Source organism: Actinomadura sp. ATCC 39365, from assembly GCF_054392275.1.
In genome coordinates, this window is sequence record NZ_CP184335.1 from 872,928 (window position 1) to 897,971 (window position 25,044).

Annotated in this window: 21 protein-coding genes; 9 read left to right on the forward strand and 12 right to left on the reverse strand. The window is 68.4% G+C overall.

Going from position 1 to position 25,044, the window contains the following annotated elements:
* Window positions 1–18 precede the first annotated feature (18 nt).
* Together dnaN and dnaA are read right to left on the reverse strand one after the other, a co-directional pair.
* Entirely contained in the window at window positions 19–1,158 is a 1,140-nt protein-coding gene (gene dnaN / locus ACNF49_RS04735) for a DNA polymerase III subunit beta (protein ID WP_482942917.1), read from the reverse strand.
* Window positions 1,159–1,683: 525 nt separating this feature from the next.
* Window positions 1,684–3,264: a chromosomal replication initiator protein DnaA gene (gene dnaA, locus ACNF49_RS04740; RefSeq protein WP_357974053.1), complete on the reverse strand. Its 1,581-nt coding sequence runs from the start codon at window positions 3,262–3,264 to the stop codon at window positions 1,684–1,686.
* Window positions 3,265–3,712: 448 nt separating this feature from the next.
* Here dnaA and rpmH point away from each other — a divergent pair, with 448 nt between their 5' ends.
* The 8 genes from rpmH (at window position 3,713) to ACNF49_RS04780 (ending at window position 9,528) form a co-directional block, all read left to right on the forward strand.
* On the forward strand, window positions 3,713–3,850 hold the full coding sequence (gene rpmH, locus ACNF49_RS04745) for a 50S ribosomal protein L34 (RefSeq protein ID WP_043614899.1): 138 nt from the start codon (window positions 3,713–3,715) through the stop codon (window positions 3,848–3,850).
* A gap of 83 nt (window positions 3,851–3,933) precedes the next feature.
* The gene (rnpA, locus tag ACNF49_RS04750) at window positions 3,934–4,275 is read left to right on the forward strand and encodes a ribonuclease P protein component (protein WP_482942918.1); all 342 of its coding nucleotides are present in this window, start codon (window positions 3,934–3,936) and stop codon (window positions 4,273–4,275) included.
* A 17-nt stretch (window positions 4,276–4,292) separates the two neighbouring features.
* Window positions 4,293–4,550, forward strand: a complete 258-nt coding sequence (gene yidD, locus ACNF49_RS04755) for a membrane protein insertion efficiency factor YidD (protein WP_352322972.1) — start codon at window positions 4,293–4,295, stop codon at window positions 4,548–4,550.
* A gap of 4 nt (window positions 4,551–4,554) precedes the next feature.
* Window positions 4,555–5,478 carry a membrane protein insertase YidC gene (gene yidC / locus ACNF49_RS04760; RefSeq protein WP_357974047.1) on the forward strand — a complete coding sequence of 308 codons (924 nt, stop codon included), beginning with the start codon at window positions 4,555–4,557 and terminating at the stop codon, window positions 5,476–5,478.
* A gap of 20 nt (window positions 5,479–5,498) precedes the next feature.
* Complete coding sequence (locus ACNF49_RS04765) at window positions 5,499–5,987, forward strand: Jag family protein (protein ID WP_357974044.1); 489 nt, start codon at window positions 5,499–5,501, stop codon at window positions 5,985–5,987.
* Window positions 5,988–6,532: 545 nt separating this feature from the next.
* On the forward strand, window positions 6,533–7,204 hold the full coding sequence (gene rsmG, locus ACNF49_RS04770) for a 16S rRNA (guanine(527)-N(7))-methyltransferase RsmG (RefSeq protein ID WP_352322967.1): 672 nt from the start codon (window positions 6,533–6,535) through the stop codon (window positions 7,202–7,204).
* Between the two features lie 137 nt (window positions 7,205–7,341).
* Window positions 7,342–8,310 (forward strand): ParA family protein, encoded by a 969-nt coding sequence (locus ACNF49_RS04775; protein WP_482942919.1) that lies wholly within the window; start codon window positions 7,342–7,344, stop codon window positions 8,308–8,310.
* A 255-nt stretch (window positions 8,311–8,565) separates the two neighbouring features.
* Window positions 8,566–9,528 carry a ParB/RepB/Spo0J family partition protein gene (locus ACNF49_RS04780; RefSeq protein ID WP_357974038.1) on the forward strand — a complete coding sequence of 321 codons (963 nt, stop codon included), beginning with the start codon at window positions 8,566–8,568 and terminating at the stop codon, window positions 9,526–9,528.
* 774 nt (window positions 9,529–10,302) lie between these two features.
* On the opposite strand, the gene ACNF49_RS04785 is transcribed toward ACNF49_RS04780, so the two are convergent.
* From ACNF49_RS04785 to ACNF49_RS04795, 3 genes are all read right to left on the reverse strand, one after another.
* Window positions 10,303–11,349, reverse strand: a complete 1,047-nt coding sequence (locus ACNF49_RS04785; RefSeq protein ID WP_482942920.1) for a threonine aldolase family protein — start codon at window positions 11,347–11,349, stop codon at window positions 10,303–10,305.
* Window positions 11,350–13,404: 2,055 nt separating this feature from the next.
* The gene (locus ACNF49_RS04790) at window positions 13,405–14,361 is read right to left on the reverse strand and encodes a D-alanine--D-alanine ligase family protein (RefSeq protein WP_357974032.1); all 957 of its coding nucleotides are present in this window, start codon (window positions 14,359–14,361) and stop codon (window positions 13,405–13,407) included.
* 128 nt (window positions 14,362–14,489) lie between these two features.
* Entirely contained in the window at window positions 14,490–15,722 is a 1,233-nt protein-coding gene (locus tag ACNF49_RS04795) for an aminotransferase-like domain-containing protein (protein ID WP_352362288.1), read from the reverse strand.
* A 269-nt stretch (window positions 15,723–15,991) separates the two neighbouring features.
* Between ACNF49_RS04795 and ACNF49_RS04800 the strand changes: the two genes are divergently transcribed.
* Window positions 15,992–16,609, forward strand: a complete 618-nt coding sequence (locus tag ACNF49_RS04800) for a GNAT family N-acetyltransferase (protein WP_357693328.1) — start codon at window positions 15,992–15,994, stop codon at window positions 16,607–16,609.
* 77 nt (window positions 16,610–16,686) lie between these two features.
* Here the strand turns inward: ACNF49_RS04800 and trxA are convergent, their stop codons facing one another.
* The 7 genes from trxA to ACNF49_RS04835 all read right to left on the reverse strand — a co-directional run bounded on the left by trxA (window position 16,687) and on the right by ACNF49_RS04835 (window position 25,028).
* Window positions 16,687–17,001 carry a thioredoxin gene (gene trxA, locus ACNF49_RS04805; protein ID WP_352322961.1) on the reverse strand — a complete coding sequence of 105 codons (315 nt, stop codon included), beginning with the start codon at window positions 16,999–17,001 and terminating at the stop codon, window positions 16,687–16,689.
* Between the two features lie 10 nt (window positions 17,002–17,011).
* Window positions 17,012–17,944, reverse strand: a complete 933-nt coding sequence (gene trxB, locus ACNF49_RS04810; RefSeq protein WP_397178769.1) for a thioredoxin-disulfide reductase — start codon at window positions 17,942–17,944, stop codon at window positions 17,012–17,014.
* Between the two features lie 124 nt (window positions 17,945–18,068).
* Entirely contained in the window at window positions 18,069–18,941 is an 873-nt protein-coding gene (locus tag ACNF49_RS04815; protein ID WP_357974026.1) for an anti-sigma factor family protein, read from the reverse strand.
* Window positions 18,931–19,566 carry an RNA polymerase sigma factor SigM gene (gene sigM, locus ACNF49_RS04820; protein ID WP_352322958.1) on the reverse strand — a complete coding sequence of 212 codons (636 nt, stop codon included), beginning with the start codon at window positions 19,564–19,566 and terminating at the stop codon, window positions 18,931–18,933. Before sigM ends, ACNF49_RS04815 begins: the two co-directional genes overlap by 11 nt.
* 16 nt (window positions 19,567–19,582) lie before the next feature.
* Entirely contained in the window at window positions 19,583–21,100 is a 1,518-nt protein-coding gene (locus tag ACNF49_RS04825; RefSeq protein ID WP_357974023.1) for a protein kinase family protein, read from the reverse strand.
* A 230-nt stretch (window positions 21,101–21,330) separates the two neighbouring features.
* Window positions 21,331–22,935 carry a murein biosynthesis integral membrane protein MurJ gene (gene murJ / locus ACNF49_RS04830; RefSeq protein WP_357974020.1) on the reverse strand — a complete coding sequence of 535 codons (1,605 nt, stop codon included), beginning with the start codon at window positions 22,933–22,935 and terminating at the stop codon, window positions 21,331–21,333.
* A complete protein-coding gene (locus ACNF49_RS04835; RefSeq protein ID WP_482942921.1) occupies window positions 22,932–25,028 on the reverse strand; it encodes a DUF6049 family protein in 2,097 nt (698 codons plus the stop codon). Before ACNF49_RS04835 ends, murJ begins: the two co-directional genes overlap by 4 nt.
* Window positions 25,029–25,044 lie beyond the last annotated feature (16 nt).

Sequence of the window (25,044 nt, forward strand, 5' to 3'; positions counted from 1 at the left end):
TCATCCCCGATGACGGGATCAGCCCGACAGGCGGATGGGCATGATCAGGTAACGGTAGTCCGTACCTGCGCCTTCGTCCACAGGCTTGCCTCCGGTGAGGATGGCGGGCTTGGTCGAGGTCGTCATCTGCAGGCGCGCGATGTCGGAGTCTATGGCCCCCAACCCCTCAAGCAGGAACTGGTGGTTGAAGGCGATGTTCATCTCCTCGCCCTCGTAATCCACAGGCAGTGCCTCGACGGCCTGCGCCTCGTCGCCGCTGCCGGCCTCGAGGACGACCTCGCCGCTCTTGAACGCCAGGCGCACGGGGGTGTTGCGCTCGGCGACCAGGGCCACGCGCTTGACCGCCTCGACGAACGGGCCTGTGGACAGGTCGGCGCGCGCGGAGAACTCCGTGGGCAGCAGCGAGCGGTACTTGGGGAACTCGGGGTCGAGCAGCCGCGTCGTCGTGCGCCGGCCCGCGCTGGAGAAGCCGATCATGCCCTCGCCGGTGCCGCCGGCCGAGCTGAGCGCGATCTCCACCTCGGCGCCGGTGGTGCCGAGGGCCTTGGCGGTGTCGGCGAGCGTCTTGCCGGGGATCATCGCGATCGCGGCGAAGTCCGGCTGGCCCGGCTGCCACTTCAGCTCGCGCACGGCGAGCCGGTAGCGGTCGGTGGCGGCGAGGGTGACGGTGTCGCCCTCGATCTCCATGCGCACGCCCGTGAGCATCGGCAGCGTGTCGTCACGACCCGCCGCGACGGCGACCTGGCTGACGGCGGAGGCGAACACGTCGCTGCCCACCCGCCCGGCGGCCGGCGGCATGGCCGGGAGCGACGGGTAGTCCTCCACAGGCATGGTCAGCAGGGTGAACCGCGCGCTGCCGCACGTGACGACGGCCTTGGCGCCCTCCACCACGAAGTCCACAGGCTGTGCGGGAAGCGCGCGCGTGATCTCGGCGAGCAGCTTGCCCGAGACCAGGACGACCCCCGCCTCACCGGTGTGGAGTTCGAGCGTGACCTCGGCGGAGACCTCGTAGTCGAACCCCGACAGCTTGAGCTGCTGGCCCTCCGTCACCTCCAGCCGCATGCCGGCGAGCACGGGCACCGACGGGCGCGCCGGGAGACTGCGTGCCGTCCATGCCACCGCCTCAGCGAGGACGTCTCGCTCGATTCGGAACATCACGGTGATCAGCCTCCTGGGTTCGTCGTTGATTCAAGTGTTCACTCTCCCGCACCGCGGTTCGGGGAGAACCCCTCTATGGGTCTTTGATTTTCTTAGTAAGAGAGATAAGAGGTCATCACACTAGGGGCTGTGGGAACTGTGGACAACTGAAGTTCTCGCAGCTCAGTGCCCCTGTTTTCATCCACCGAGGGTGTGGGTGACGCCTGGGGGAAACTTCGCCGCCTGGGGATGAAGTTTCGTCGCCCACAGGCCGTCCCCAGATCATGGTGTGTTCATCCACCGGTTATCCACGAGGTTTCCACAGGTTGTCCACGGGGTAAGAGGGGGCCTTCTGGAGTCCCAGATCGACTGTTCACAGGCCGTCCACACGTTATCCACGAGTCATCCCCAGGTTCTCCTCAGGATGTCCCCAGATTCGTCCCCAGCCCTTGTGGGTGGATTTTTCCCGGCATTGGTGGTCGTACCGACGCGCCGTTTTCGCGTTTCCGCTGGTCCACAGTGTTTTCCACAGGCTGTGTACGACCATCAAGATCCACGCTTGCTCTGTTTGATACGCATTGTCAGCTCGTTGACCTGGTTGTACATCGACCTGCGCTCGGCGATGAGCGACCGGATCTTGCGCTCGGCGTGCATCACGGTGGTGTGGTCACGGCCGCCGAACTGCTGGCCGATCTTCGGCAGCGACAGCTCGGTCAGCTCGCGCGCCAGGTACATGGCGATCTGCCGGGCGTTGACGAGCGCGCGGCTGCGCGAGGTGCCGCACAGGTCTTCGATGCTGATGCCGAAGTAGTTGGCGGTCTCGGTCATGATGGCCGCGATCGTGATCTCGGTGTCGGACTCCGAGGTGATCAGGTCCTTCAGCACGACCTCGGCGAGCTGCAGGTCCACACCCTGCCTGTTGAGGCTGGCGAACGCGGTCACCCTGATCAGGGCGCCCTCCAGCTCGCGGATGTTGGTGGAGATCCGGCTCGCGATGTACTCCAGCACCTCGGGCGGCGCGGCCAGGCCCTCCTGGATGGCCTTCTTCCGCAGGATCGCGATGCGGGTCTCCAGCTCGGGCGGCTGGACGTCGGTGATCAGGCCCCACTCGAACCGGTTGCGCAGCCGGTCCTCCAGCGTGATGAGCTGCTTGGGCGCGCGGTCGCTGGAGATGACGATCTGCTTGTTGGCGTTGTGCAGGGTGTTGAAGGTGTGGAAGAACTCCTCCTGCGTCTGCTCCTTGCCCTCCAGGAACTGGATGTCGTCCACAAGCAGGATGTCGATCGCCCGGTAGCGGCCGCGGAAGCCGTCGGCCTTGTGGTCGCGGATGCTGTTGATGAAGTCGTTGGTGAACTCCTCCGAGCTCACGTACCTCACCCGGGCGCCGTCGTACAGGCTCTGCGCGTAATGCCCGATCGCGTGCAGCAGGTGCGTCTTCCCCAGGCCGGAGTCGCCGTAAATGAAGAGCGGGTTGTACGCCTTCGCGGGGGATTCGGCCACCGCCACGGCCGCGGCGTGCGCGAACCGGTTGCTGGCACCGATGACGAATGTCTCAAATGTGTACTTCTGGTTGAGCCGGGCCGGCTCGCTCGGCTTGTTGCTCTTCGCTTCCCACCGATTCGGCGCCGGCTCCGGCGCTTTCTCCACAGGCGGTGTGTACGGCTGCACCTGTTCAAAAGAGAACGAAGGCTGTGGATATTCGGTGGACGCCGGAGGCTGCTCAGGCTGTGGAGAATAGAACTGCGGGGGCTCGGATGCCTGGTAGTGCTGGGGTTGCACCGGCTGTGTGTAACGCGGCTGGCTATCCACACTCTGGGGATAAGGCACATTCACAGGCTGTTGATGGGCGTCCGGCAAAGGCTGCTCGGGAGCCGTGGTGTCGATCATCACGGCCAGCCGCATCGTCATCCCGAGTTCCTGGGACAGCGCGTGGGCCACCAGCGGGCGCAACTTGCCCTCGATGAGGTCCTTGAGGAAGTCGTTGGGGACGCCGAGCACGATCGTGTCGTCCGCGAGAGCGATCGGACGGACCATCGACAGCCAGGTGCGCTGCTGGATGGGCACGTTCTCGTTGAGGAAGTTGCCCAGGGCCCTCGCCCATACCGTGCCGAGGTCGACACCACTCATGGTGCGGCTCCCCTCCTTCCTCTCGCGGCCCCCCGCGATCGTTTATCCACATGACCGTGGCCGCCCCGAGCGGTCGGCGACCCCTTCGTCCACAGCGTGGCGGCAGGGCTTCGTACCCAGGTCCTCCACAGGAGATCCACAGGCTGTGCACGGTGTTTCCGGTGGTCCAGAAGGGCCGACAGTATCCATGTGCACAGCTGTGTTCAAGACGTTGTCCACAGCGTAGTGGCACCTGGATGCACAAACTGTGGACGTGGGCCCGGCGGTGGAAAAGTCGCCTGTGGATCAGTGGATAACCCGTTCAGTTTGACCTGAGACGCCGTTGGCCCGTAACGTACGACGGTCGGCTTGCCACGCGACGGCTATTTCGCGTGCCCTCGCTCCCACGGCAGGCCAGCCATGTGTGTATAAGCGCCCCTGGGCGCACCTTCAAGCCTGGAGCCCACCCGTGAGCAAGCGTACTTTCCAGCCGAACAACCGTCGCCGCGCGAAGACCCACGGCTTCCGGCTGCGGATGCGCACCCGGGCCGGTCGCGCCATCCTCGCCGCCCGCCGCCGCAAGGGCCGCGAGAAGCTGTCGGCCTGATCGACCCGCGCCCGAAGTCCGGCCCGTCGGTGTACCTCGCCGACGGGCGTTAGGCGTATACGGTGCTGTCCCGTCAATCCCGCATGCGGCGCGGGGACGAGTTCGAAGCGGCCGTCCGGCGTGGCAAACGCGCCGGACGCCCCACTCTGGTGGTGCATCTCAACTTTTCTGGGGAAGAGACACCTCTGGTTGGTTTCGTGGTGAGCAAGGCCGTTGGTGGCGCGGTGACCCGGAACAAGGTCAAACGACGGCTCCGACACCTGATGCGCGACCGTCTCGACCGGCTGCCGCGAGGTAGCCTGCTGGTGGTACGCGCCAATCCACCGGCCGCGTCCGCGTGCGTCGAGCAACTGGCCGCCGATCTCGACGCCGCGCTGGATCGTTTGCTCAGGCGGCGCGAGTCCTCGACGGGTGGACACAGATGACGGAGCAGCCGCAAGGGATGCCGGGCCTCGCCGCCCGGGCGCTGATCATCCCCATTCGGTTCTACCGGGCCTTCATCAGCCCGATGCTCGGTCCACGCTGCCGGTTCTACCCGTCGTGCAGCGCGTATGGGCTCGAGGCGATTGCCGTACATGGGGCATTGCGCGGCACATGGCTGACTGTCCGGCGCATCGGGCGGTGCCACCCATTCCATCCCGGAGGTATAGACCCGGTGCCCCCACGCCCGGTCCGGTCCCACGAAACGCAAGGGAGCTAGCTCGGTGGAGCTGTCCTGGCTCAATTGGCTGTACACGGCCGTCGCCCAAGTCATCACCTGGATCCACCAGGTCTACAGCACTTTCCTCGACCCCAACAGCGGGTTGACCTGGGCGCTGACCATCGTCACGCTGACCGTCTGCATGCGGATCCTCATCTTCCCGCTGTTCCTCAAGCAGATGCGGTCGTCGCGGAAGATGCAGGAGCTGGCACCGAAGGTCCAGGAGCTCCGCAAGCGCTACAAGAACGACAAGCAGCGCATGAACCAGGAGGTCATGGCGCTGTACCAGGGTGCGGGCGCCAACCCCCTCGGTGGCTGCCTCCCTGTCGTGGCGCAGTTCCCGATCTTCATCTCGATGTTCACCGTGCTGCGGGCCATCGCCGCCGACCAGGCCAAGTTCGGCATGTCGCAGGAACTGGTCGACAGCGCCAAGCACGCGCTGATCATCAACGCTCCCCTGCCCGCCACGTTCTTCGAGGCCCCTGACATCGCCCAGAAGGTCGTCATCGGCTTCTTCGTGGCGATCAGCTCGCTGACCACGTTCCTCACCGTCCGGCAGAGCGTGACCCGCTCGATGGCGCAGATGCCGGACAACCCCATGGCGCAGCAGCAGAAGATCCTGATGTACATCTCGCCGCTGTTCGCCTTCTTCAGCCTCAACTTCCCGCTGGGCCTGATCCTCTACTGGGTCACCACCAACCTGTGGACTCTGGGCCAGCAGCACTGGTTCTACAGCCGGCACCCGATGCCGCAGTTCGACGCCAAGGGCAACGCCATCCCCGTGACGCCCAAGCCCGGCCTTGTGGCCAAGATGCGCAAGACCACTCCGGAAGAGGAGGCCCCTCCCGCCGCCCCGGAGCCTAAGATCATTAGGCAGCAGCCCAGCCGCCAGTCCCGCAGCAAGCGCACCGGCAGCAAGAAGTCTTGAACACGAAGGAGAGGCCGGCGATGACCGAGGCCGAGCAGGAGAAGGCTCCTGATCTCAACGCGCTTGAGCAGGAAGGCGAGATCGCTGCCGACTACGTCGAGGGCCTTCTCGACATCGCCGACATCGACGGCGACATCGACATGGATGTCGAGGGCGACCGCGCCATGGTCTCCGTCGTGGGGCTCAAGGGCAACGAGCTGGTGGGGCCCGCGGGAGAGGTCCTGGAGGCGCTGCAGGAGCTGACCCGGCTGGCCGTCCACCGGCAGACCGGGGAGCGTTCGCGGCTCATGCTCGACGTCGCCGGCTACCGCGAGCGGCGCCGGGCCGAGCTGAGCAAGCTCGGCACCGAGGTTGCGATCCAGGTCAAGGAGAAGGGTGAGCCGAAGGCGCTGCACCCTATGACGCCGTTCGAGCGGAAGATCGTCCACGACGCGGTGGCGGCCGCCGGGCTGCGCAGCGAGTCCGAGGGTGAGGAGCCGCAGCGGTACGTGGTGGTCCTGCCCGCCTGATACGTGCATGGTGAGCCGGTTCGGCCGTCTGTCGGCGCTTGGGTGCGCTGATGGGCGGCCGTTTCCGTATCTATAGCTGTACGTACGGGATGCGGGACCTTAGTGGGCCACTAGCGGGTTTGCGGGCTGGCCTCCATGCTTGCGCGCATCAATCCCTGTTCCTTGTTGTTGGAGCGTTTTCCGGCGTCTTCGTGCGCTGGCGTTTTGGTTCGGCGCTGTTAGTGGGGGAGCGTGCGGTTTTGTGCGCTGGCCTTGGCATTCATCCGGGAAAGCGACTCCGAGTGGCCCTATCGGGCGATATGCGCTTTATGTCGTTTATGGGGGATTTGGTGTCCAGGGTGGATCGGGAGGGGTACGCGGCGGCGTGCTCGACCGTCACCCACATGCCAGCCCGCTAGTCTTCCAGTGTGATCTCACATCTAGCCTTGGGTGGACACCGCCCCTAGAACGTCGAGACACCCACCGTCGAAAGCCCACCGGCATCACCGCCGAGCAGGCAACCTGAGTACGAACACCACCTGAGACCGAGAAAGGGCCAGCATCCAGTGAGCGAAGAGCTTCCGGCGCCGCCGGACATAGCGCGGGACGTCTTCGCCGGGGAGGCATGGGATCGCGCGAACGCGTTCGCCGCGCTGCTGGCGGGCCCGGGCGTCGTCCGGGGACTGCTGGGGCCGCGTGAGGTGCCGCGTATCTGGGATCGCCACCTGCTCAACTGCGCCGTGGTCGCCGAGGCCGTGCCGCCGGAGGTGCGGCTGGTGGACATCGGCTCCGGGGCGGGCCTGCCGGGGCTGGTGCTGGCCATCGTCCGCCAGGACATCGAGGTCACGCTGCTGGAGCCGTTGCTTCGCCGTACGGTGTTCCTGGAGGAGTGCGTCGAGGCGCTCAAGCTGGACAACGTCGAGGTGCTGCGCGGGCGGGCGGAGGATCTGGCGGGGGAGCGGGAGTTCGACGTCGCCAGTGCTCGGGCGGTCGCGCCGCTCGACCGGCTGCTGAAATGGGCCATGCCTCTTCTGCGCGAGGGCGGCGAACTGATAGCCATGAAGGGGGAGCGAGCCGCCGGCGAGCTCGCCGAGGCGGAGTCCCAATTGCGGGCCTGCGGGGCCCGAACGGCCGAGCTTGTGACCGTCGGGCACGGTAAGGTCGAGCCGCCTGCAACATTGGTTCGGGTGGTAGCGGGTCGCGCGCCGGAGCGAGCCAGGCGGCGACGAAGGAGGTGACGGTTGTGCCAGTCGCGTCTTGCGGTCTTGGCTGGCCGGACAGCCGTCGGTCCGAGAGCCCAACCGGGGTTGGATGGCCCGAAATGGGCGTGTCGCAACAGCAAATTCCCGGCACCGGCACACCACTGGTTGAAAGGATGGCCAACGTGACCCAGACCCCCCTGAACCCCGGTGATTCGCCGTTGGTACGAGAGGCGCTCAGTTCAGTGGTTTCACGTGAAACACCTGCCGCCACCCAACCGGCCGCCACCCAGCCAGCCGTCGAGCAGCCGGCCGCCACCCAGAGGGGCGGCACCAGCGGCGACGGCGACAACTCCTGGCCGCGGCCGGCGAAATGCAGAGTGATCGCGGTCGCCAACCAGAAGGGCGGCGTCGGCAAGACCACCACTTCGGTGAACATTGCCGCGGCCCTGTCGATGCACGGCCAGCGCGTCCTCGTGGTGGACCTCGACCCGCAGGGCAACGCCTCGACGGCTCTGGCCACTGAGCATCGCGGTGACGTACCGGATGTTTATCAGGTGCTCGTCGACGATCTGCCCATGGTGGAGATCGTCAAGCAGGTCCCCGAGATGCCGAACCTCTACTGCGCGCCCGCCACGATCGACCTGGCCGGCGCCGAGATCGAGCTCGTCTCGCTGGTGGCGCGGGAGGCCCGGCTCCGGCGGGCGCTGGCGGCGTACGAGGAGGAGTTCGACTACATCGTCATCGACTGCCCGCCGTCCCTCGGCCTGCTGACGGTCAACGCCCTGGTCGCCGCCGAAGAGGTCATGATCCCGATCCAGTGCGAGTACTACGCGCTGGAGGGCCTGGGGCAGCTCCTCAGGAACGTCGACCTCATCAAGGCTCACCTCAACCCGGCTCTGCGGCTCTCCACGATCGTCCTGACGATGTACGACGGGCGTACCCGGCTGGCTTCGCAGGTCGCCGACGAGGTGCGGTCGCACTTCGGGGAGACGGTGCTGAAGACGGTCATCCCGCGCAGCGTCCGCCTGTCGGAGGCGCCCAGCTATGGGCAGTCGGTCATGACGTACGATCCGGGGTCGAGCGGGGCGATGGCGTACATGGACGCGGCCCGCGAGATCGCCCACCGCGCCACCGTGGCCTGACCTCTGGTCGCTCGCGGGTCTCATAGGTACGGCTTGAGGGCGTAGCCCGCGCTCCGGTATGCCTGCTCCGGGTTGGACCCGGTGGACGTCGGCGGTAGGCGGTCTCGTTCGGCGCGAGTCGTGTGTTGGGCAGATTTGTAACCGTGTCGGCGTAAATCCCACAGGACTGTGTGTGGCGTGGGGGCACCCCGCTGGGCCCGCAACGGTAACCTCTCCTGGAGTGACCGGAATCGACCGGCTGGATGAGGAGACGCAGTGAGTCAGCAGCGGCGGGGATTGGGCAAGGGACTCGGGGCGCTCATCCCGACCGGACCCATCGTTGACGGCCCGGGTGCGGCGCCCGCTCCCTCGAACGGTTCCACGGTCGAGGCAGGTCCGAAGCCGATCGCTGGAGCGTACTTCAGAGAGGTCGCGCTGACCGCGATCGTGCCCAACCCGCGTCAGCCGCGTGAGGTGTTCGACGACGAGCGCCTCCAGGAGCTCGCCGACTCCATCCGCGAGGTCGGCCTTCTGCAGCCGATCGTGGTGCGCTCCGTGGGTGGCGGTCAGTATGAGCTGATCATGGGGGAGCGGCGCTGGCGGGCGTGCCAGCAGGTCGGTCTCGACCCGGTCCCGGCAATCGTCCGGAACACCCAGGACACCGACCTCCTCCGGGACGCGCTCATCGAGAACCTCCAGCGCGAGCAGCTGAACGCCCTGGAAGAGGCGGCCGCCTACCAACAGTTGCTGGACGACTTCCAGGCGACCCACGAGCAGCTGGCCAGCAAGGTGGGGCGCTCTCGATCTCACATCACCAACACGCTCCGGCTGCTGAACCTCCCGCCGGAGGTTCAGCTCCGCGTGGCCGCCGGCACCATCAGCGCCGGGCACGCTCGTGCTCTGCTTGGCCTGAGCAGTGCGGAGGAGCAGGTCGAGTTGGCCAAGCGCATCGTGGCGGAGCTGTTGTCCGTGAGGGCGGTGGAGGAGATCGTCGCCATGGGCAGCGCGAAGGCTGCTCAGAAGGCGCCGCGGGAGCGGCAGGTGCCCAAGCCTACGGCTCCTGGTCTGACCCATCTGGCGGACCGGCTCTCCGACCACTTCGAGACGAAGGTCAAGGTCGATTTGGGGCGGCGTAAGGGGCGGATCGTGGTGGAGTTCGCGACGATCGACGACCTTGAGCGCATCATCGGGACGATGGCGCCTGAGGCGGCACGGGCGATGCGGGAGCGCGAGGACTGACCTCGCCTGTTTCACGTGAAACCACTCGCTCTTTCCCGTGAAACCGCTTCCTCGACTCTTTCCTCCTTCTCTTCTCTTCTCTCTTCTGTTCGCCTGCTCTTCTGTTCGTCTGCGTCCGGTCTCGCTTCGTCTTGTGGGCGTGTCCGCAGCGTCGCGGTGGGCGTGTGCGCTGTGTCGCGTCGGGGGTGCGGCATGCGTGGCGAGCGCGATGGCTGGCCGGGCTACGGTCTTGGGTCTCTCTCCAGCTCGTTACAGCTCGCCCGGCTCTCCAGTTCGGTCGGCTCTCCGCCTCGACCGGCTCTCCAGCTCACCCGGCTTCCGCCTCGACCGGCTCTCCAGCTCGGTTGGCTCTCCGGCTCCACCGGCTCGACCGGTTTCCTAGGCCCCCAGCTCGCTCAGTGCCGCGTGGTGATTGCTCGGCGGCTTCGTTCTCGAAGTAGCGTGCTGATGGTCGCGCGGGGAGGTTCTCGTTTAGCCACGGCCCCTTCTCGAGCTGGCATCAGGCGGTTCGGCTGGCCACGCCCCGCACCCCACGCCCCGTACCCCGCGCCCTACCCCTCACGCCCGCGCCCCACGCCCCGCGCCTCCGCGCCCTACGCCCCGCGTCTCGGGCCCCACGCCTCGCGTTCGCGCCTGGCGGGACCTCTGGCGGGTTCTACATCGAACGGCGCCCCTGGAGCGGCGAGTGGCCGTGTTTCACGTGAAACGCCTGCGGGACTCCCAGTCGGAGGAGCGTGGTCGGAGGCGGTGTTTCACGTGAAACGGGGCCGGAGGTCAGGGGGTGGCTGCTTTGTGGAGGGCGGCCAGGAAGTCGTCCACGTGCTCTTCGGTGGTGTCGAAGGCGGTCATCCAGCGGACCGTGCCTGCGGTCTCGCCCCAGTAGTGGAAGAGGTAGTCCTGCAGGAGGGATTCTGAGGTGGCGTGGGGGAGGGTGGCGAAGACGGCGTTGGACTCCACGGGGTGGGTGAGGGTGACGCCGGGTACGTCCGCGAGGCCGTCCGCCAGGCGGCGTGCCATCTGGTTGGCGTGGGAGGCGTTGCGGCGCCACAGGTCGTCGGTCAGGAGAGCGGAGAGCTGGGCTGAGATGAAGCGCATCTTGGAGGCCAGCTGGAGTGACTGGCGGCGGAGGTAGGGGACTGCGTCCGTCAGGGATGGATCCAGGACGACCACCGCTTCCGCGGCCATGGCGCCGTTCTTGGTGCCGCCGAAGCTGAAGACGTCCACGCCTGCGTCCGTGGTGATGGCCTTCAGGGAGCAGTTCAGGTGGGCGGCGGCGTTGGCGAGGCGGGCACCGTCCACGTGGAGGCGTAGGCCGGAGGCGTGGGCCGTTTCGGCCAGGGCGGCGATCTCGGTGGGGGAGTAGCAGGTGCCCAACTCGGTCACCTGGGAGATGGAGACGACCGTCGGTTGGGGCTCGTGGTGCTGGCCGATGAGGTGGAGGTGGGCCTTGATGTCGTCCGGGTGGAGCTTGCCCTGCGGGGTGGGAATGGTTCGGAGCTTCACGCCCAGGAGGCGTTCCGTGGCGCCCGTTTCGTGGGTGGCGATGTGGGCGGTGTCGGCGCAGAGGATGGCGTCGTAGCGGCCGAGCATGAGGGCCAGGCCGACCATGTTGGCACCGGCTCCGTTGAGTACGGCGAAGCCTTCCGCTGTGGGGCCGAACGTTTCCTTGATTTTGCGCTCGAAGGTTGAGGTCCAGGTGTCGTCGCCGTAGGCGGGAGCGTCTCCCTGGTTGGCGACGGTCATGGCGTTGAGGATGTCGGGGTGCACGCCTGCGTGGTTGTCGCTGGCGAAGCTCTTTGGGTGGGCGGGATTGATCGGCACACCGTAAGGCTATGCAAGGTGCTTGGGCGGGAGGTTGGGAGGGGCGGGGGCGCCGATGGTGGTTCTCGCAGTTCCCTCGTGGGCGTTGGCGGTGGTGCTTCTCGCCGGCGTTGCGCTGATGCTTCAAACGGTGGCCGTTGTCAGGGCTGTGGGACGGTGCGGTTGCGATCGGGCCGCCTTTGCGGCATAGCGATGGATGGCGGCGGAGCGGTCGGCGGGGTCTGGCGGGTCCACGGCCGCTGTTCATGGGTGAAGCGACTGCAACCAGCCGAGGCATCGAAAGGAGGAGGGGCCGCCCGTCAGGGGGCGACCGGTGGGGAGGGGGAAGGTCGGCGACACCGAGGCATGCGGTTCCGGCGCCGCAGAGCGCAAGGGAAGCAAGCCTTCAAGAAGGCGCCGTCAGTTCGGCGCACGGGATGGCGGGCGCGATGGGAAACGCCGGGCCATGAGTCCGAAGGCGTTGGAGAGGACACGCGCTGAAGAGGCCTCGCCGAGGGGTGGCCGAGGAGAGCCTCGCTGAAGCGGACGCGGCGGCGAGGTGTCGAGGTGTCGGGGAGAACTGCTCAGTGACGGATGGCGGGCGGGAGCGCTGATGACCAGTAACCATGAGCGAGGCGCGCTGGAGGAGAAGCGGTGGCGTGCTGCGGGTGGAGGTCTTAAGGGAGAGGCGCCGAAAGCGGTCAGTCATGGACGGCCAAGGAGAGGCGCTGATGAACGGCGTGGAGGAAATTCCTGCTGCGGGAGAAGCGGTGACGCGCCGTGGGAGACGTCCCGAGAGAGAAGTGCGCTGAAGGCGGTCAGTGACAGGCGGTCGAGGAGAGGCACGCTGAAGGACATCCGGTGGGCGAGGCGCTCGGCTGGGGGAGCGGTGGAGAGCAGCGGCCAGGGGGAGCGCGCCGGGACGCGGGGAGCGAGGGACGTAGGAGGAACGCGCTGAGGAGGTGGGACCAGGAGAGGCGTTGGTTGCAGGGCTCTGGCGGAGAGGTGGGTGACGCGCTGCGAGAGGCACCCCTGCAAGGGAGGGGAGGCCGGCTTCGAAAGTGGGTGCGTGAGGAGACAGGAGCTCGTCTCAAGCGGGAGACGGAGGAAGGAGCGGAGAGGGGAGGCGAGGAAACAGGGCCGGATTCGGAGGGTGAGACGGGAGGGGGCGGGCCCACGCGGGGGAAGTGCAGGAGTTGCCGCACGGGGGAATGGAGGAGCTGTCGCTGCAGAAGAGGGGGCTGGCCGCGCGGAGAAGGGAGCAGCCACGCGGTAGACGAGGGGCAGCAGCCACGTGGCGGGACGCAAACAGTCGCCGCCTGGCGGACAAGAGGGCTGTCGTGCGGTGGACAGGGGGAGTCTCCGCGGGGGACAGGGGCAGCACCACGCGGTGCACGAAGGCGGCCGCGCCGCGGAAGAGAGCGGTGGTCGCCTGGCGAACAAGAGGAGTCGCCGCATGAGGGACAAGGGGGCAGCGGTCGTGTGAGGGACAGGAGCGGTGGTCGCCTGGCGGATGAGGGGGCTGTCGTGCGATGGACAAGGGGAGTCGCCGCATGAAGGGATAAGGGGGCGGTAGTCGTGCAGGAACAGGAGCGGTGGTCGTCTGATGGACGAGGGGGCTGTCGTGCGGCGGACGAGGGGGATCGCCGCCCGGGGGACAGGGGGAGGCATCACGCGGAGCACGAGAGCGGTCGCGTCGCGGAAGAGAGTCGGTGGACGAGGGGGGTGGCGTGCGGCAGACGAGGGGAGGCGCCGCACGGGGGAGAAGGGAGTAGCAGCCGCGCGCCCGGCGGGAGCGGTGGTCGCCTGTTGGACGAAGGGGTTGTCGTGCGGGGGACAAGGGGAGTCGCCGCACAAGTGACAAGAGAGCAGCAGCAGCGTGAGGGACGAGAGCGGTCGTCACCCGGTGGACAAGGGGGGAGCTCTCGCGGGCTGGACAACAGGCGGCGGCGCGCGGTGAACAAGAGAGCAGCGCCCGCGCGGCGGAAGAGAAGAGTCGCCGCGCGGGGACGTGAAGAGCTGGCGCGCGGCGGTGGAGAGGAGCCGCCGCGGGGAAGAGGGGCGAGGAGAGGGGCGTTAGGGGCGGGGGCGGTGGGCGGCGTTTTGGAGGAGGGTGCGGCAGAGGTCGCCGAGGTCGCGTCCCGCTGCCTCCGCGGCCATCGGCAGCAGCGATGTCTCCGTCATCCCCGGCGCCACGTTGACCTCCAGGAAGTGCGGGTCGTCGGCCGCGTCCACGATCAGGTCGGTACGGGAGATGTCCCGCAGCCCCAACGCCGTGTGCGCCGTCACGGCCATCCGGGCGCAGGCGTCGGCGGCGGCCGCGGAGAGGCGGGCGGGGGCGAAGAACTCGGTGTGCCCGGCGGTGTAGCGGGCGGCGTAGTCGTAGACGCCGGCGTCGGGGACGATCTCCACGGCCGGCAGCGCCACGGGCCCCTCACCGAGGTCGACGACCGAGACCGACACCTCGACGCCCTCGACGTACCGCTCGATGAGGGCGGTGTCGCCGTAGGCGAAGCAGCCGACCATGGCGGCGGGCAGCTCTTCGGCCGTGCGGACGATGGACGCGCCGAGGGCCGAGCCGCCGCGGGCGGGCTTGACGAACAGGGGGAGGCCGAGACGGTCGATGATGCGGCCGAGCACGACGGTGGCGCCGAGGTCGTGGAAGGTCTCCCTGGGGAGGGTGACGGACTCGGGGGTGCGCAGGCCGACCGAGCGTACGACGGCCTTGGCGGTGGGCTTGTCGAAGGCCACGCGGCAGGCGTCGGGGCCGGCGCCGACGTAGGGCACGTCGAGGAGTTCGAGCACGGAACGGATCGCGCCGTCCTCGCCCGCGCCGCCGTGGAGGGTGACGAACACCGCCTCGGGCGGGTCGGCGAGGATGGCGGGCACGAGGGAGGCGTCGGTGTCGCGGGCCTCCACGTCGATGCCCGTGGCGCGCAGCACCTCGCTCACCCGGCGGCCGGAGCGCAGGGACACCTCCCGCTCATAGGAGAGGCCCCCGGCCAGCACGAGCACGTGGCCCAGATCGCTCATCACATCTCCTCCGCTGATCGTACGCGTCCAACCGTACCGGCGGCTGGCGGCGAATGGTGTAGGTGAGGCCCGCACACGAGTACGGCCGGCGTCCCCGTCCCCGGGGAGCGCCGGCCGTACCGAGGAAGCTAGGCCAGTTCGGGCCCCGGAGTGTCGACGCCGGCCCGCTCGGGACCGGAGCCGGTGCCGAACATGTCCCGGAGCTGCATCTCCTGCTCGATCACCCCGGACAGGCGCCGGACGCCCTCGCGGATGCGATCGGGCTCGGGGAAGCAGTAGGACAGCCGCATGTGCCGGGCGCCGCTGCCGTCGGAGAAGAACCCGGTGCCGGGCACGAACGCCACCCGCTCGGCCACGGCCCGCGGCAGGATCGCCTTGGAGTCGAGCCCTTCGGGCAGGGTCGCCCAGACGAAGAAGCCGCCGGCCGGACGGGTCCAGGTGACCTCGGGCGGCATCAGGGCCTCCAGGGAGTCCAGCATGGAGTCGCGCCGCTCGCGGTAGAGCTCCTTGAAGGACTTGATCTGCTCCCGCCACGGCTGCGTGGCCAGGAATTGGCCCACGGCGAGCTGCGTGAACACCGAGTGCGACAGCACGGCCGACTCCATGGCCAGGATCAGCTTGTCGCGGATGGCGTGCGGCGCGAGCGCCCAGCCGACGCGGAAGCCGGGGGCGAGCGTCTTGGAGAACGACCCCAGGTAGACCACGCCGTCGGGGTTGTCGGCGCGCAGGGCGCGCATGGGCTCGCCGTCGAAGCCGAGCAGGCCGTACGGGTTGTCCTCGATGATGAGGATGCCGGCACGCTGGCAGATGTCGAGCACCTGCTGCCGCCTGGCCAGGTTGAGCGTGACGCCGGCCGGGTTCTGGAAGGTCGGGATCGTGTAGAGGAACTTGACGGGCGCTCCGGCGGTCTCCAGCGCGTAGATGGTCTGCGCCAGCGATTCGGGCACGATGCCCTGATCGTCCATGGCGATGTGGACCACTTTGGCCTGGTAGGCAGAGAACGTCCCCAGGGCCCCTACGTACGACGGGCCTTCGGCGAGCACGACGTCGCCCGGGTCGATGAAGATCCGGGTGATCAGGTCGAGCGCCTGCTGTGAACCGACGGTGACGACGACGTCGTTCGCCCCGGCCTCGATCCCCTCCAGCCGCATGACCTCGCAGATCTGCTCGCGCAGGTGCGGGTCACCCTGGCCGGAACCGTACTGCAGCGCGACCGTGCCGCGCGTGGTGACCAGGTCGGAGACCAGCTCGCCGACCATGTCGAGGGGGAGCGCCGTGACGTACGGCATGCCGCCGGCGAGCGAGACCACCTCGGGTCTCGACGCGACGGCGAAGAGAGCTCGGATCTCGGAGGCGACCATCCCGGTAGCTCGCGCGGCGTACCGATCGACGTAGGCGTCGATGCGCGACCCTTGGGTCGCGGGTGTCTGACCGTGATCCTGCTCTTCCGTCACGGCCCACCTCCTAGGTGTCATATCGGACCGAAATACCAGATTACGCCAGTCGGACATGTCCTTCGTGACCGGGCTCGACCGTCGTGGTATCCGCTGGCTCCATCTTCACTGAGCTACCATGCCACCAACGGACGCGGTTTTCGCGCGCTTTTCTGGGTCGACGATAGGGGCCGTAGTTGTCGCGCCGGCTGGTCAACATAACCCTGGACAATCTCGAAGATCTGCCACGCCGCTGCCGGCGGTGCGTGTTCTGGGAGCTGGATCCCGTCAGTGGCGAGCGCGCCGTGCACTCCGGCGACTCCGGGCTGGAGAAGGAGGCCTGGATCTCGGGCACCCTGCTGGAATGGGGCAGCTGCGGGAAAATCGCCTACGTCGACGGGGTTCCGGCCGGGTTCGTCCTCTACAGCCCGCCGCTCTACAGCCCGCGTTCGCTGGCCTTCCCCACCTCGCCGGTGAGCGCCGACGCGGTGCTGCTGATGACGGCCCACATCATCCCCGAGTTCTCGGGCGGCGGGCTGGGCCGGATGCTGATTCAGGGCGTGGCGAAGGATCTGACCCGGCGCGGGGTGAAGGCCATTGAGGCGTTCGGCGACCTGAAGTGGGAAGAGCCTAGTTGTGTAGTTCCTGCTGAATACTTGCTTTCTGTAGGTTTTAAGACGGTTCGACCGCATTTGCGGTTTCCGCGCCTGCGTTTGGAGCTGAAGAGCGCCATCTCGTGGCGTGAGGACGTCGAGGTGGCCCTCGAACGCCTTCTGGGGTCCATGAGTCCGGAGCGCGCCCTTCGTCCCGTCTGACGGCTCTTGGGGGCCGAAGAAGGGCAAACGAAAGCCCCCCGCGGGCATCGCCGCAGGGGGCCTTCACATGAGGGCGACTAGATGATGCCGTCGAGCTCGCGCAGCAGCATGGCCTTCGGCTTGGCGCCGATGATCTGCTTCACGACCTCGCCCCCCTTGTAGACGTTCATCGTGGGGATCTGGAGCACGCCGTACTGGCGGGGAACCTCGGGGTTCTCGTCGATGTTCAGCTTGACGATCTCGAGCTTGTCGCCGTGCTCGTTCGCGATCTCCTGGAGGATGGGCGCGACCTGACGGCACGGGCCGCACCACTCGGCCCAGAAGTCGACCAGCACGGGCTTGTCGCTCTTGAGGACCTCGGTCTCGAACGTGGCGTCGGTAACTGCCTTCACGGTGCGCTCCTTACTTCTCGTTGTTGGCGAGCCAGCGCTCGGAGTCGAGCGAGGCGGCACAGCCGGTGCCGGCCGCGGTGATGGCCTGGCGGTAGGTGTGGTCGACGACGTCGCCGGCCGCGAACACGCCGTCGATGTTGGTGGCGGTCGACGGCGAGGCGACCTTGATGTACCCGTTCTCGTCGAGCTCGACCTGGCCCTTGACCAGGTCGGTGCGCGGGTCGTGACCGATGGCCAGGAACAGCGCGTCGGTCGCCAGCTCGCACTCTTCGCCGGTCTTGACGTTACGCAGCTTGACCGCCTCGACCTTGGTGTCGCCGAGCACGTCGACGACCTCGGAGTCCCAGACGAAACGGATCTTCTCGTTGGCGAACGCGCGCTCCTGCATGATCTTGCTGGCGCGCAGCTCACCACGCCGGTGGACGACCGTCACCATGCGCCCGAACCGGGTCAGGAACGTCGCCTCCTCCATGGCGGTGTCGCCACCGCCCACGACCACGATGTCCTTGTTGCGGAAGAAGAAACCGTCGCAAGTGGCGCACCAGGACACGCCGTGGCCGGACAGGCGCTTCTCGTTCTCCAGGCCGAGCTCGCGGTAGCCCGAGCCCATGGTCAGGATCACCGACTTGGCGTAGTAGGTGTCGGTGTGGGTCTTGACGACCTTGGGGTTGGCCTCCAGGTCGACCTCGACCACGTCGTCGGCCACCAGCTCGGCGCCGAAGCGCTCGGCCTGCTTGCGCAGGTTGTCCATCAGATCGGGGCCCATGATGCCGTCGGGGAACCCGGGGAAGTTCTCCACGTCGGTGGTGTTCATGAGCGCACCGCCCGCCGTCACGGAGCCCTCGAAGACCAGCGGCTTGAGTTCGGCGCGCGCGGAGTAGACGGCCGCGGTGTAGCCCGCAGGGCCCGACCCAATGATGATCACGTTACGAACGTCGCTCAACGCTCCCACGCCTTCCTCGTCTGCTGTTTGCTTCGGGCTCAACAGATCCTAGGCCGCGCTGATTCCCGGCCCTGCCCGCAAAACGAAAGAGCCCGCCGAAGCGGGCTCTGACGTGGGCTTTCGATTACCAGCGGCCCAATGTGGGCTTGCGCAGGTTCTTGCAGTTGAACGGGTCGACGATGTCGATGCGCAGCTTCTTGGCGGCCTGGTCCTTCCAGGAGGCCACGATCAGCGCCTCCTGACCGTTGTACTGGCCCTGGTCGACCGCGAACGTCTTCAGCTTCGAACGGGCGGCCACCTTGCCGACGCATCGGTCGACCCTGGCGGTGTCCGTGGGGCCTTCGAGGGCCGGAGCGGCGCCGAAGTACCCGAGCAGCGGCTGGCGCAGCTCCCGGTCGCTGTAGTTGTAGTTGCTGTCGGTCAGCGCGTAGGCCCTGGCCCGCTGGTGGGGCTTCGACGGTGTCGCGGGCTGCGCCACCGTGGGCCCGGACGAACCGCCCGGCTCGCTCCCGCCGGCCAGCAACCCGCCCGAGAGCGCCAGCGTGCCGACCACCACCGCGGCCGCCGCCGACGCCGCCACGGCGGGCATGGCCCACCTGCGCCGCCGTGCCGACCTGGTCCGGGCCGGGACGATGGTGCCGTCGTCGGAGACCACCCCGAGACGTACCGGCTCGGGGATCTCCGCCGCCGGCTGCTCCCACGGGGAGTCCCGCATGAGCCTGTCCCAGTCTGGTGCTTCCACGAGGTCGACACCCCCGCGGCGGGACTCCGCCTCGGCGGCCAGCGCCTTGTCGATGCGCAGTGCGACGCCCATCGGCATGGCCGGTGTTGGGGTCGCCGCGAGCACCTCGCGAACCGCCGCAAGGTCTGCCAGCAGCTCCCCACAGGGGTCGCAGACCGCGAGATGCTCGCGGACCCGGCGTGCCGTCGCGGCGTCCAAGAGATCCTCTGCCAGCTCGGCCAGGACCTCAAGATCGTAGTGCGTATCACCCGTCACGAAGTTCTGCTCCCTTCGCGGATGAGACGCGATTGAGGTCCGAACGGTTCCGCAGATGCGAAAGAATTGGGGCAAGTTTCGCGCGACCCCGTGCGCATCTGCTCTTCACGGTACCGCTCGGCACCTGTAGCACCTGAGCTGCGTCTTCGACCGAATAGCCCATCATGTCCACGAGCACGAGCGCCGCTCGCTGGTCGGCGGGCAGCAGTTTCAGAGCGGCCGAAACCTCCATCGAGACCTCGCGCTCGACGGTCTGGTCGGGGAGCGGACTGTCCCGCTCGGCGGCCTCGATCAGTTCGTCGTCGGCCACCGGACGGACGGACTTGCGCCGCATCCGGTCGAGGCAGGCGTTGACGACGATGCGGTGGAGCCAGGTGGTGACCGCCGCCTCGCCACGGAACGAGGCGGCCTTGCGATATGCGGAGACGAACGCGTCCTGAACGGCGTCCGCCGCCTCGTCAGGGTCACCGAGAGTACGCAGCGCCACCGCCCACATGCGGTCACGGTGCCTTTTGACGATCTCGCTGAACGCGTGTGGATCCCCGTTGATGTGCGCGGTCAGCAGCTCGGCGTCTGTGATCGCCGGCCGCTCCGCTGGTGAGGGTGTCTCGGGTGGGGAGTTCACAAGAGAGATTCCTGATTTATGCCGATCCGGGAGAATGCACCACTACTTCATAGATGGTGCCACGAAACTGGCCCGCATCTGCCGGAACGCGCGTAAACCAGATCAAAACGTACCGACCGGTTGCCGGGTCCTCGGGGGTCAGGGTGGTCTTGCCCGAGGCGCTCTTCTCGGTCGCCACGGTCTTGAGCGAGCCGAGCTCGGGGGAGTCGCCGACCTTCAGCTCGACGCTCGCGCCGTCGGCCTTGGCCAGCGTGGCCACCACGTCGCTGATCTGCATGGACTTGCCCATGTCGAGCAGCAGGCCGACGCCCTTCTTGAGGTTCCCCAGCTCGGCGTTGCCGTAGCTCTGGGTCGTCCAGGCCGTGCTGGGCTTGCCGTCGATGGCCAGCTCGGCGATGTCGGACTTCTCGTCGCCGTCGTCGCCGAGGGGGTCGAAGCCCTTGGCCTTGTCCGGCTTGACGGCCTGGGCCGAGGCCGAGGCGGAGGACTTGCCGGTGGTCGGGCTGACCGACGCCTCGGGGGTGGCGGGGCTGCCGAGGCTGCGGCCGATCGTCCAGGCGCCGACGCCCACGGCGGCGATGACCAGCAGCACCACCAGCGTCATCAGCACCCGGTTGAGCACGCTGCCGCCGCCCTGGCTGGGCGGCCGGCGCGGCACGGGCGGCGGGGGCGGCATGGTGCGCTGCTGCCGGTGGGCGATGTCGAGGCCCTCGGTGTGGGAGGCGGAGGCGACCGCCGGCGTCGAGGGGTAGGAGATGGCGATCGGCATGGGCCGCGCCACGTCGGCCAGCGCCTCGGCGACCTCGGACGGGCTCACCAGCGCGCCTTGGCCCTTGCGCGACTCGGGAAGGCAGGCGCGGACGGTGACGGTGTCCAGATAGTTCGGGACGCCGGCCGTGACCTGCCGCGGCGAGCAGAAGTGCCCGTCGATCATGGGAGCGGCGGGCAGGCCGCCCTCCTCCTCGTCGCCGGGCCAGTGGCCGGTCAGGCCGGCGTACAGCAGCCTGCCCAGCCCCTCGGCGTCGTCGAGGGCGGGCTGGTCGGTGGTGAGCCCGGACAGCGCGGCGTCGACGGCCACGCCGAGCACCTTGACCGTGTTGCCCGTCGTCCAGACCAGGTGGGACGGGCGCAGGCACAGGTGGTAGAGCTTGGCCTCGTGGGCGTGCGCCAGCGCCTCGGCGGCCTCGGCCACCAGACCGGCCGCGCGCTCGGGCTCCAGCGGGCCGGCGGCGAGCAGGTCGGTCAGCGTCTCGCCGGTGACCCACTCGCTGACCACGTAGGAGTGCTTGTCGTCCTCGCCGGCGTCGAACACCTGCGTCAGGCGCGGGTCGGTGAGCCGGCTCGCGGCACGGGCGGCGGTGACGACCTCGTGCACGCGCGGGAAGTCGGGGCCGAACGTGTGCACCGCCACCGGGCGCGCGAGGATCTCGTCGATCGCCTTCCACAGGGTCGCGCCGTCGGACTCGGTGACGCGGTCCTCCAGCCGGAAGCGTTCGGCCAGTCGGGTGCCGGGTTCCACGGCCGACGTGCTCACAGGCTCTCTCCGCTAGGCCGATCGGGCGTGCTCATGACTCGACTCACCTGCGTGGTGGTGTCCCACGTAGGCACGCTATGCCGGGTGGATCCGCCCACGCCCCTCCTGCTTCCATTCGCGCGTGTCGGGCACCATGGTAGTGCCGAGTCGATTCCGCCCGCGTTCTTTGCCAGCGGGAAACTCGTCAGCCGTCGTGGTCAAGTCCGTCCATATGCCGGATTTCCCAATTACTACCGACCTACGCGTCTGGCGACCATACCAACGAGTGAGTTGACCTCCGCTATGCGCATCCTGTGGGCGACGGCGAGATAGAGCAACAGTCCCAGCCCACCACCCACGGCCAGGACAATCAGCGAGTTGACGAAACCGAGACCGCCGAACAGCTGAGTGACCACCCAGACCGTGAGCAGCCCCAGCACGGCGGTGGGCAGCGAGGCCAGGTACATCCTGGTCAGCGCCGTGCCGATGGTCCAGCCGCCCAGGCCCTGGACGCGGCGGCTGGCCAGCGTCCAGGCCAGGACCGCGCCCAGCCCGTACGCGACGGCGTACGCCAGCGCCAGGCCCATCACCGCGTAGCGGGCGGGCAGCAGCACGAAGAAGATCACCATGAGCAGCGCGTTGACCGCGGTCGTGCCGGCCCCCACGAACACCGGCGTACGGGTGTCGCCGAAGCTGTAGAACACCCGCAGCAGGAGCTGGAACACCGCGAACGGCACCAGCGCGAGGCCGTAGACCTGCAGCACGTTCCCGATGTAGACGGCGTCGGCGACGCTGTTGGCGCCGTGGCCGTAGATCGGCACGGTGATCGCCGGGCCGAGCACCATCAGCAGCAGCGAGACCGGCACCATGAGCGAGCAGATGAGCCGCACGCTCGACCCGAACTCGGTGCGCACGTCGTCGAGCCGGCCCTCGCCCACCGCCCGGCTCATCCGGGGCAGCATCGCCGTGATCACCGACACCCCGATGATCCCGTACGGGAGCTGGAAGAGCTGGAACGCCAGCGTGTACGGGCTGATGCCGTGGCCGGCCACCTCGTTGCCCGCCGAGCTGGCCAGGTTGGTCGTCAGCATGAACCCGAGCTGGGTGACCACCACGTAGCCGATGGTCCAGACTCCGGCCCTGCCCATCTCGCCCAGCCGGGCGTTGCGCACGTCGAAACGCGGCACGAACGAGAACCCCACCCGCTTGAGCGCGACGATCAGCACCACCGCCTGGGCGACGATGCCCGCCGTGGTGCCGAGACCGAGCAGCGCGAGGTCGCCGGTGGTGACCGCCTCGATGTCGGACCCGCTGCCGACCACGGCGTAGGCCACGAACACGCAGATGACGACCAGGTTGTTGAGCACCGGCGCCCACATGGGAGCGCCGTAGCGGTCGCGGGTGTTCAGGATGGCGCCCGCCACCGCGCCGATCCCGAAGAAGGCGAGCTGCGGCAGGATGAACCGGGCCAGCATGACCCCGGTCTCGAACTTGATGCTGCCGCGGTCCCAGTCGGTGTAGAGGTCGATGAGCAGCGGCGCGCCCAGCACGGCGAGCACGGCGACCACGACCAGCACGGCGGTGGCCAGCGTCAGCAGGCGCTGCTCGTAGGCGCGGCCGCCGTCGGCGTCGTGCTGCTGCGCCCGGACGATCATCGGCACCACGACGCTGCTCAGCACGCCGAGCAGCAGCAGGTCGAGGATGCTGTACGGGATCGCGTAGGCCGCGTTGTAGGAGTCGCCCAGCGCCGCGGTGCCGATGGCGTAGGCCAGCACCATCGTGCGGGCGAACCCGGTGACCCTGGACACCATCGTGCCCGCCGCCATGATGGCGCTGGCCCGCAGCATGCGGCTCATACGGTCTCACTCTCCCGGGATTTGCCCGCTCGCGCGAGCCGTCGCTCCGACCGGCGGCGCAGGATCCGCGTCACGACGGCGGCGAGCATCACCGTCAGCGCGGCGCCCACGATGACCAGGGCGATGCCGGTGTAGCCGGTGGTGCGGATGGTCAGGCGCTGCGGCTTGCCGTAGGGCAGGCCGTCGATCGTGCGCAGTTGCACGGTGACGGTGGCGTCGCCGCTGGTGGTGGCGGTCATGTAGACCTGGAGCGTGCCGCTCTGGTTGCCGCCGATCACCAGCGGCTCCGGCGGCGGAGGCTGGATCTGCAGCCGCCCGCGGTCGTTGGACTTGACGTCGATGTGCAGCGTGACGGGCTTGTCCAGCGAGTTCTTCACGCTGATGGGCACCACGCCGTTGCTGCCGGCGAGCGTGCGCGGCGCGTCGGTGATCTGGATCTTGTCGATCCGCTCGTCGACGGCCGTGCCGACGAGCTTGGTCACCGCGCGGCCGGCGCGGGTGTTGTTGCGCCAGGCCGACGAGGTGAGCCTGAGCACCGCGGCGTCGAAGGCCGAGGGCGCCTTGGTCCCGGTGACCGAGGCGGTGAGCTGCGCCTGCGTGGCGACCTCCTTGACGGGGGCCAGGTACTTGGCGCTCAGCTCCTCCTTGCGGTCCTGGTCGGTGTAGGTGAGCCCGGCCCGCGGCGTGGCCGTCTTGCTCGGCTTGATCGAGTCGAGGGTGGTCATCGACAGCCACGGCAGCTTGTCCGCGGTCTTCAGCAGGCTGGTGACCAGCGTCGGGTTGGGGTCCCAGCGGCGCGACGGCGCGACGACCAGCGACCGCGGCTCGACCTGCCCGGTCTCGGCGGCGATCATCGCGGTCTCGGCGATGAAGCGCTGCGTGCTGAGCAGCACCGTCGTGGGCGCGGTCGGCTCGAACAGCCGGCTCAGCTCGGCGTCGGCGACCAGCGCCTTGACCGGGCCGGCGACGGTGTCGAGCGTGGCGGCGGCGTCGGGCGTGTGGCTGACGGGCGGCTGCGGCGGCAGGTTGGTGGAGTTGAGCAGGACGGTGGAGACCTTGCCGGGGCTGACCGAGAGCAGGTCGAGCGCGTCGGCGTCGAGCACGCCCGCGGGCGGCCAGTTGATCGAGGTCTGCGCGTTGCGGTTGAGCAGCGCCCTGGCGGTCTGGCCGCCGAGCTCGATCGCCCGGCCGGGCTGCGCGTCGAGCCCCTGGTGGGCCAGGGCCGCCACGTCGGGGTCGCCGTAGGGGGTGGCGATGACGGGGGAGGCGGCCAGCGCCGTGCTCATGGTGGACAGCCAGGTGCCGGCGGTGTCGTTGGCCGGTTTGCCTTCGGTGCCGTCTTTGGTCTTGACGTGGTAGCCCTTGGTCATCGCCTTCAGGTCGTCGAGCAGCGACGGCTCGACGAACCAGGTGACCTTCTTCGGCGCCGTCTGCGCGATGCGGGCCAGGTCGGCCAGGCGGCCCTTGCCGCTGAGCGCCTGGCTCAGCTTGTCGTCGACGAACAACGTCTCGTCGGAGCCCCGGTGGGGCTGGTCGATGACGGGCAGGGCGACGGCCAGCTTGTTGCGCGGCAGCTTCGGCGTGGTGGGCGGGGCATAGGTGAGGAACGTGCGCTGCGCCGTGATCGGCACTTCGTTCTGGGAGACGTCGACGGCGATCCGGTAGACGCCGAACGCGCGGTAGCCGAGCTGGATCGGGGTCGCCGTGAACGTCCAGGTGGCCTGTCCGCCGACGGCCAGGGCCGGGATGTCCATGGCCGAGGTGCGGGAGACGTTGCCGGGCAGCGTGGCGTTGTTCTGGTCGGTCTGGTACGCCGCCATGGAGGCGCGGTCGTAGAAACGTTCGCTCGTGTAGCGCAGGCGTACGCGGAGGGGGCCGAGCGCGGTTCCGGTGTCGTTGCGGACCGTGCCGGTGAACTTGATCTCGTCGGTCGGGCTGCTCGTCACCTGTGGCGTGATCGACGTGATGGAGACCGAGAGCGTCTCCCGCGCCGCCTCCACCGTGGCAGCAGAGTTCGGCGCCGCCGCCACCATGGGGGCGAGCGACGCGACGGACATCACGGCGAGCAGCGCGACCTTACGGATCACGCGCATGCCAGAGCTGGGGTAC

Excerpts from the sequence above, each read along its gene's own strand:
- ACNF49_RS04835 (WP_482942921.1), bottom strand. The coding sequence starts at position 25,028 with ATGCGCGTGATCCGTAAGGTCGCGCTGCTCGCCGTGATGTCCGTCGCG.
- ACNF49_RS04790 (WP_357974032.1), bottom strand. The coding sequence starts at position 14,361 with ATGAGCGATCTGGGCCACGTGCTCGTGCTGGCCGGGGGCCTCTCCTAT.
- rnpA (WP_482942918.1), top strand. The coding sequence starts at position 3,934 with ATGCGGCGCGGGGACGAGTTCGAAGCGGCCGTCCGGCGTGGCAAACGC.
- yidD (WP_352322972.1), top strand. The coding sequence starts at position 4,293 with ATGCCGGGCCTCGCCGCCCGGGCGCTGATCATCCCCATTCGGTTCTAC.
- ACNF49_RS04765 (WP_357974044.1), top strand. The coding sequence starts at position 5,499 with ATGACCGAGGCCGAGCAGGAGAAGGCTCCTGATCTCAACGCGCTTGAG.
- ACNF49_RS04775 (WP_482942919.1), top strand. The coding sequence starts at position 7,342 with ATGGCCAACGTGACCCAGACCCCCCTGAACCCCGGTGATTCGCCGTTG.
- dnaA (WP_357974053.1), bottom strand. The coding sequence starts at position 3,264 with ATGAGTGGTGTCGACCTCGGCACGGTATGGGCGAGGGCCCTGGGCAAC.
- ACNF49_RS04795 (WP_352362288.1), bottom strand. The coding sequence starts at position 15,722 with ATGGTCGCCTCCGAGATCCGAGCTCTCTTCGCCGTCGCGTCGAGACCC.
- murJ (WP_357974020.1), bottom strand. The coding sequence starts at position 22,935 with ATGAGCCGCATGCTGCGGGCCAGCGCCATCATGGCGGCGGGCACGATG.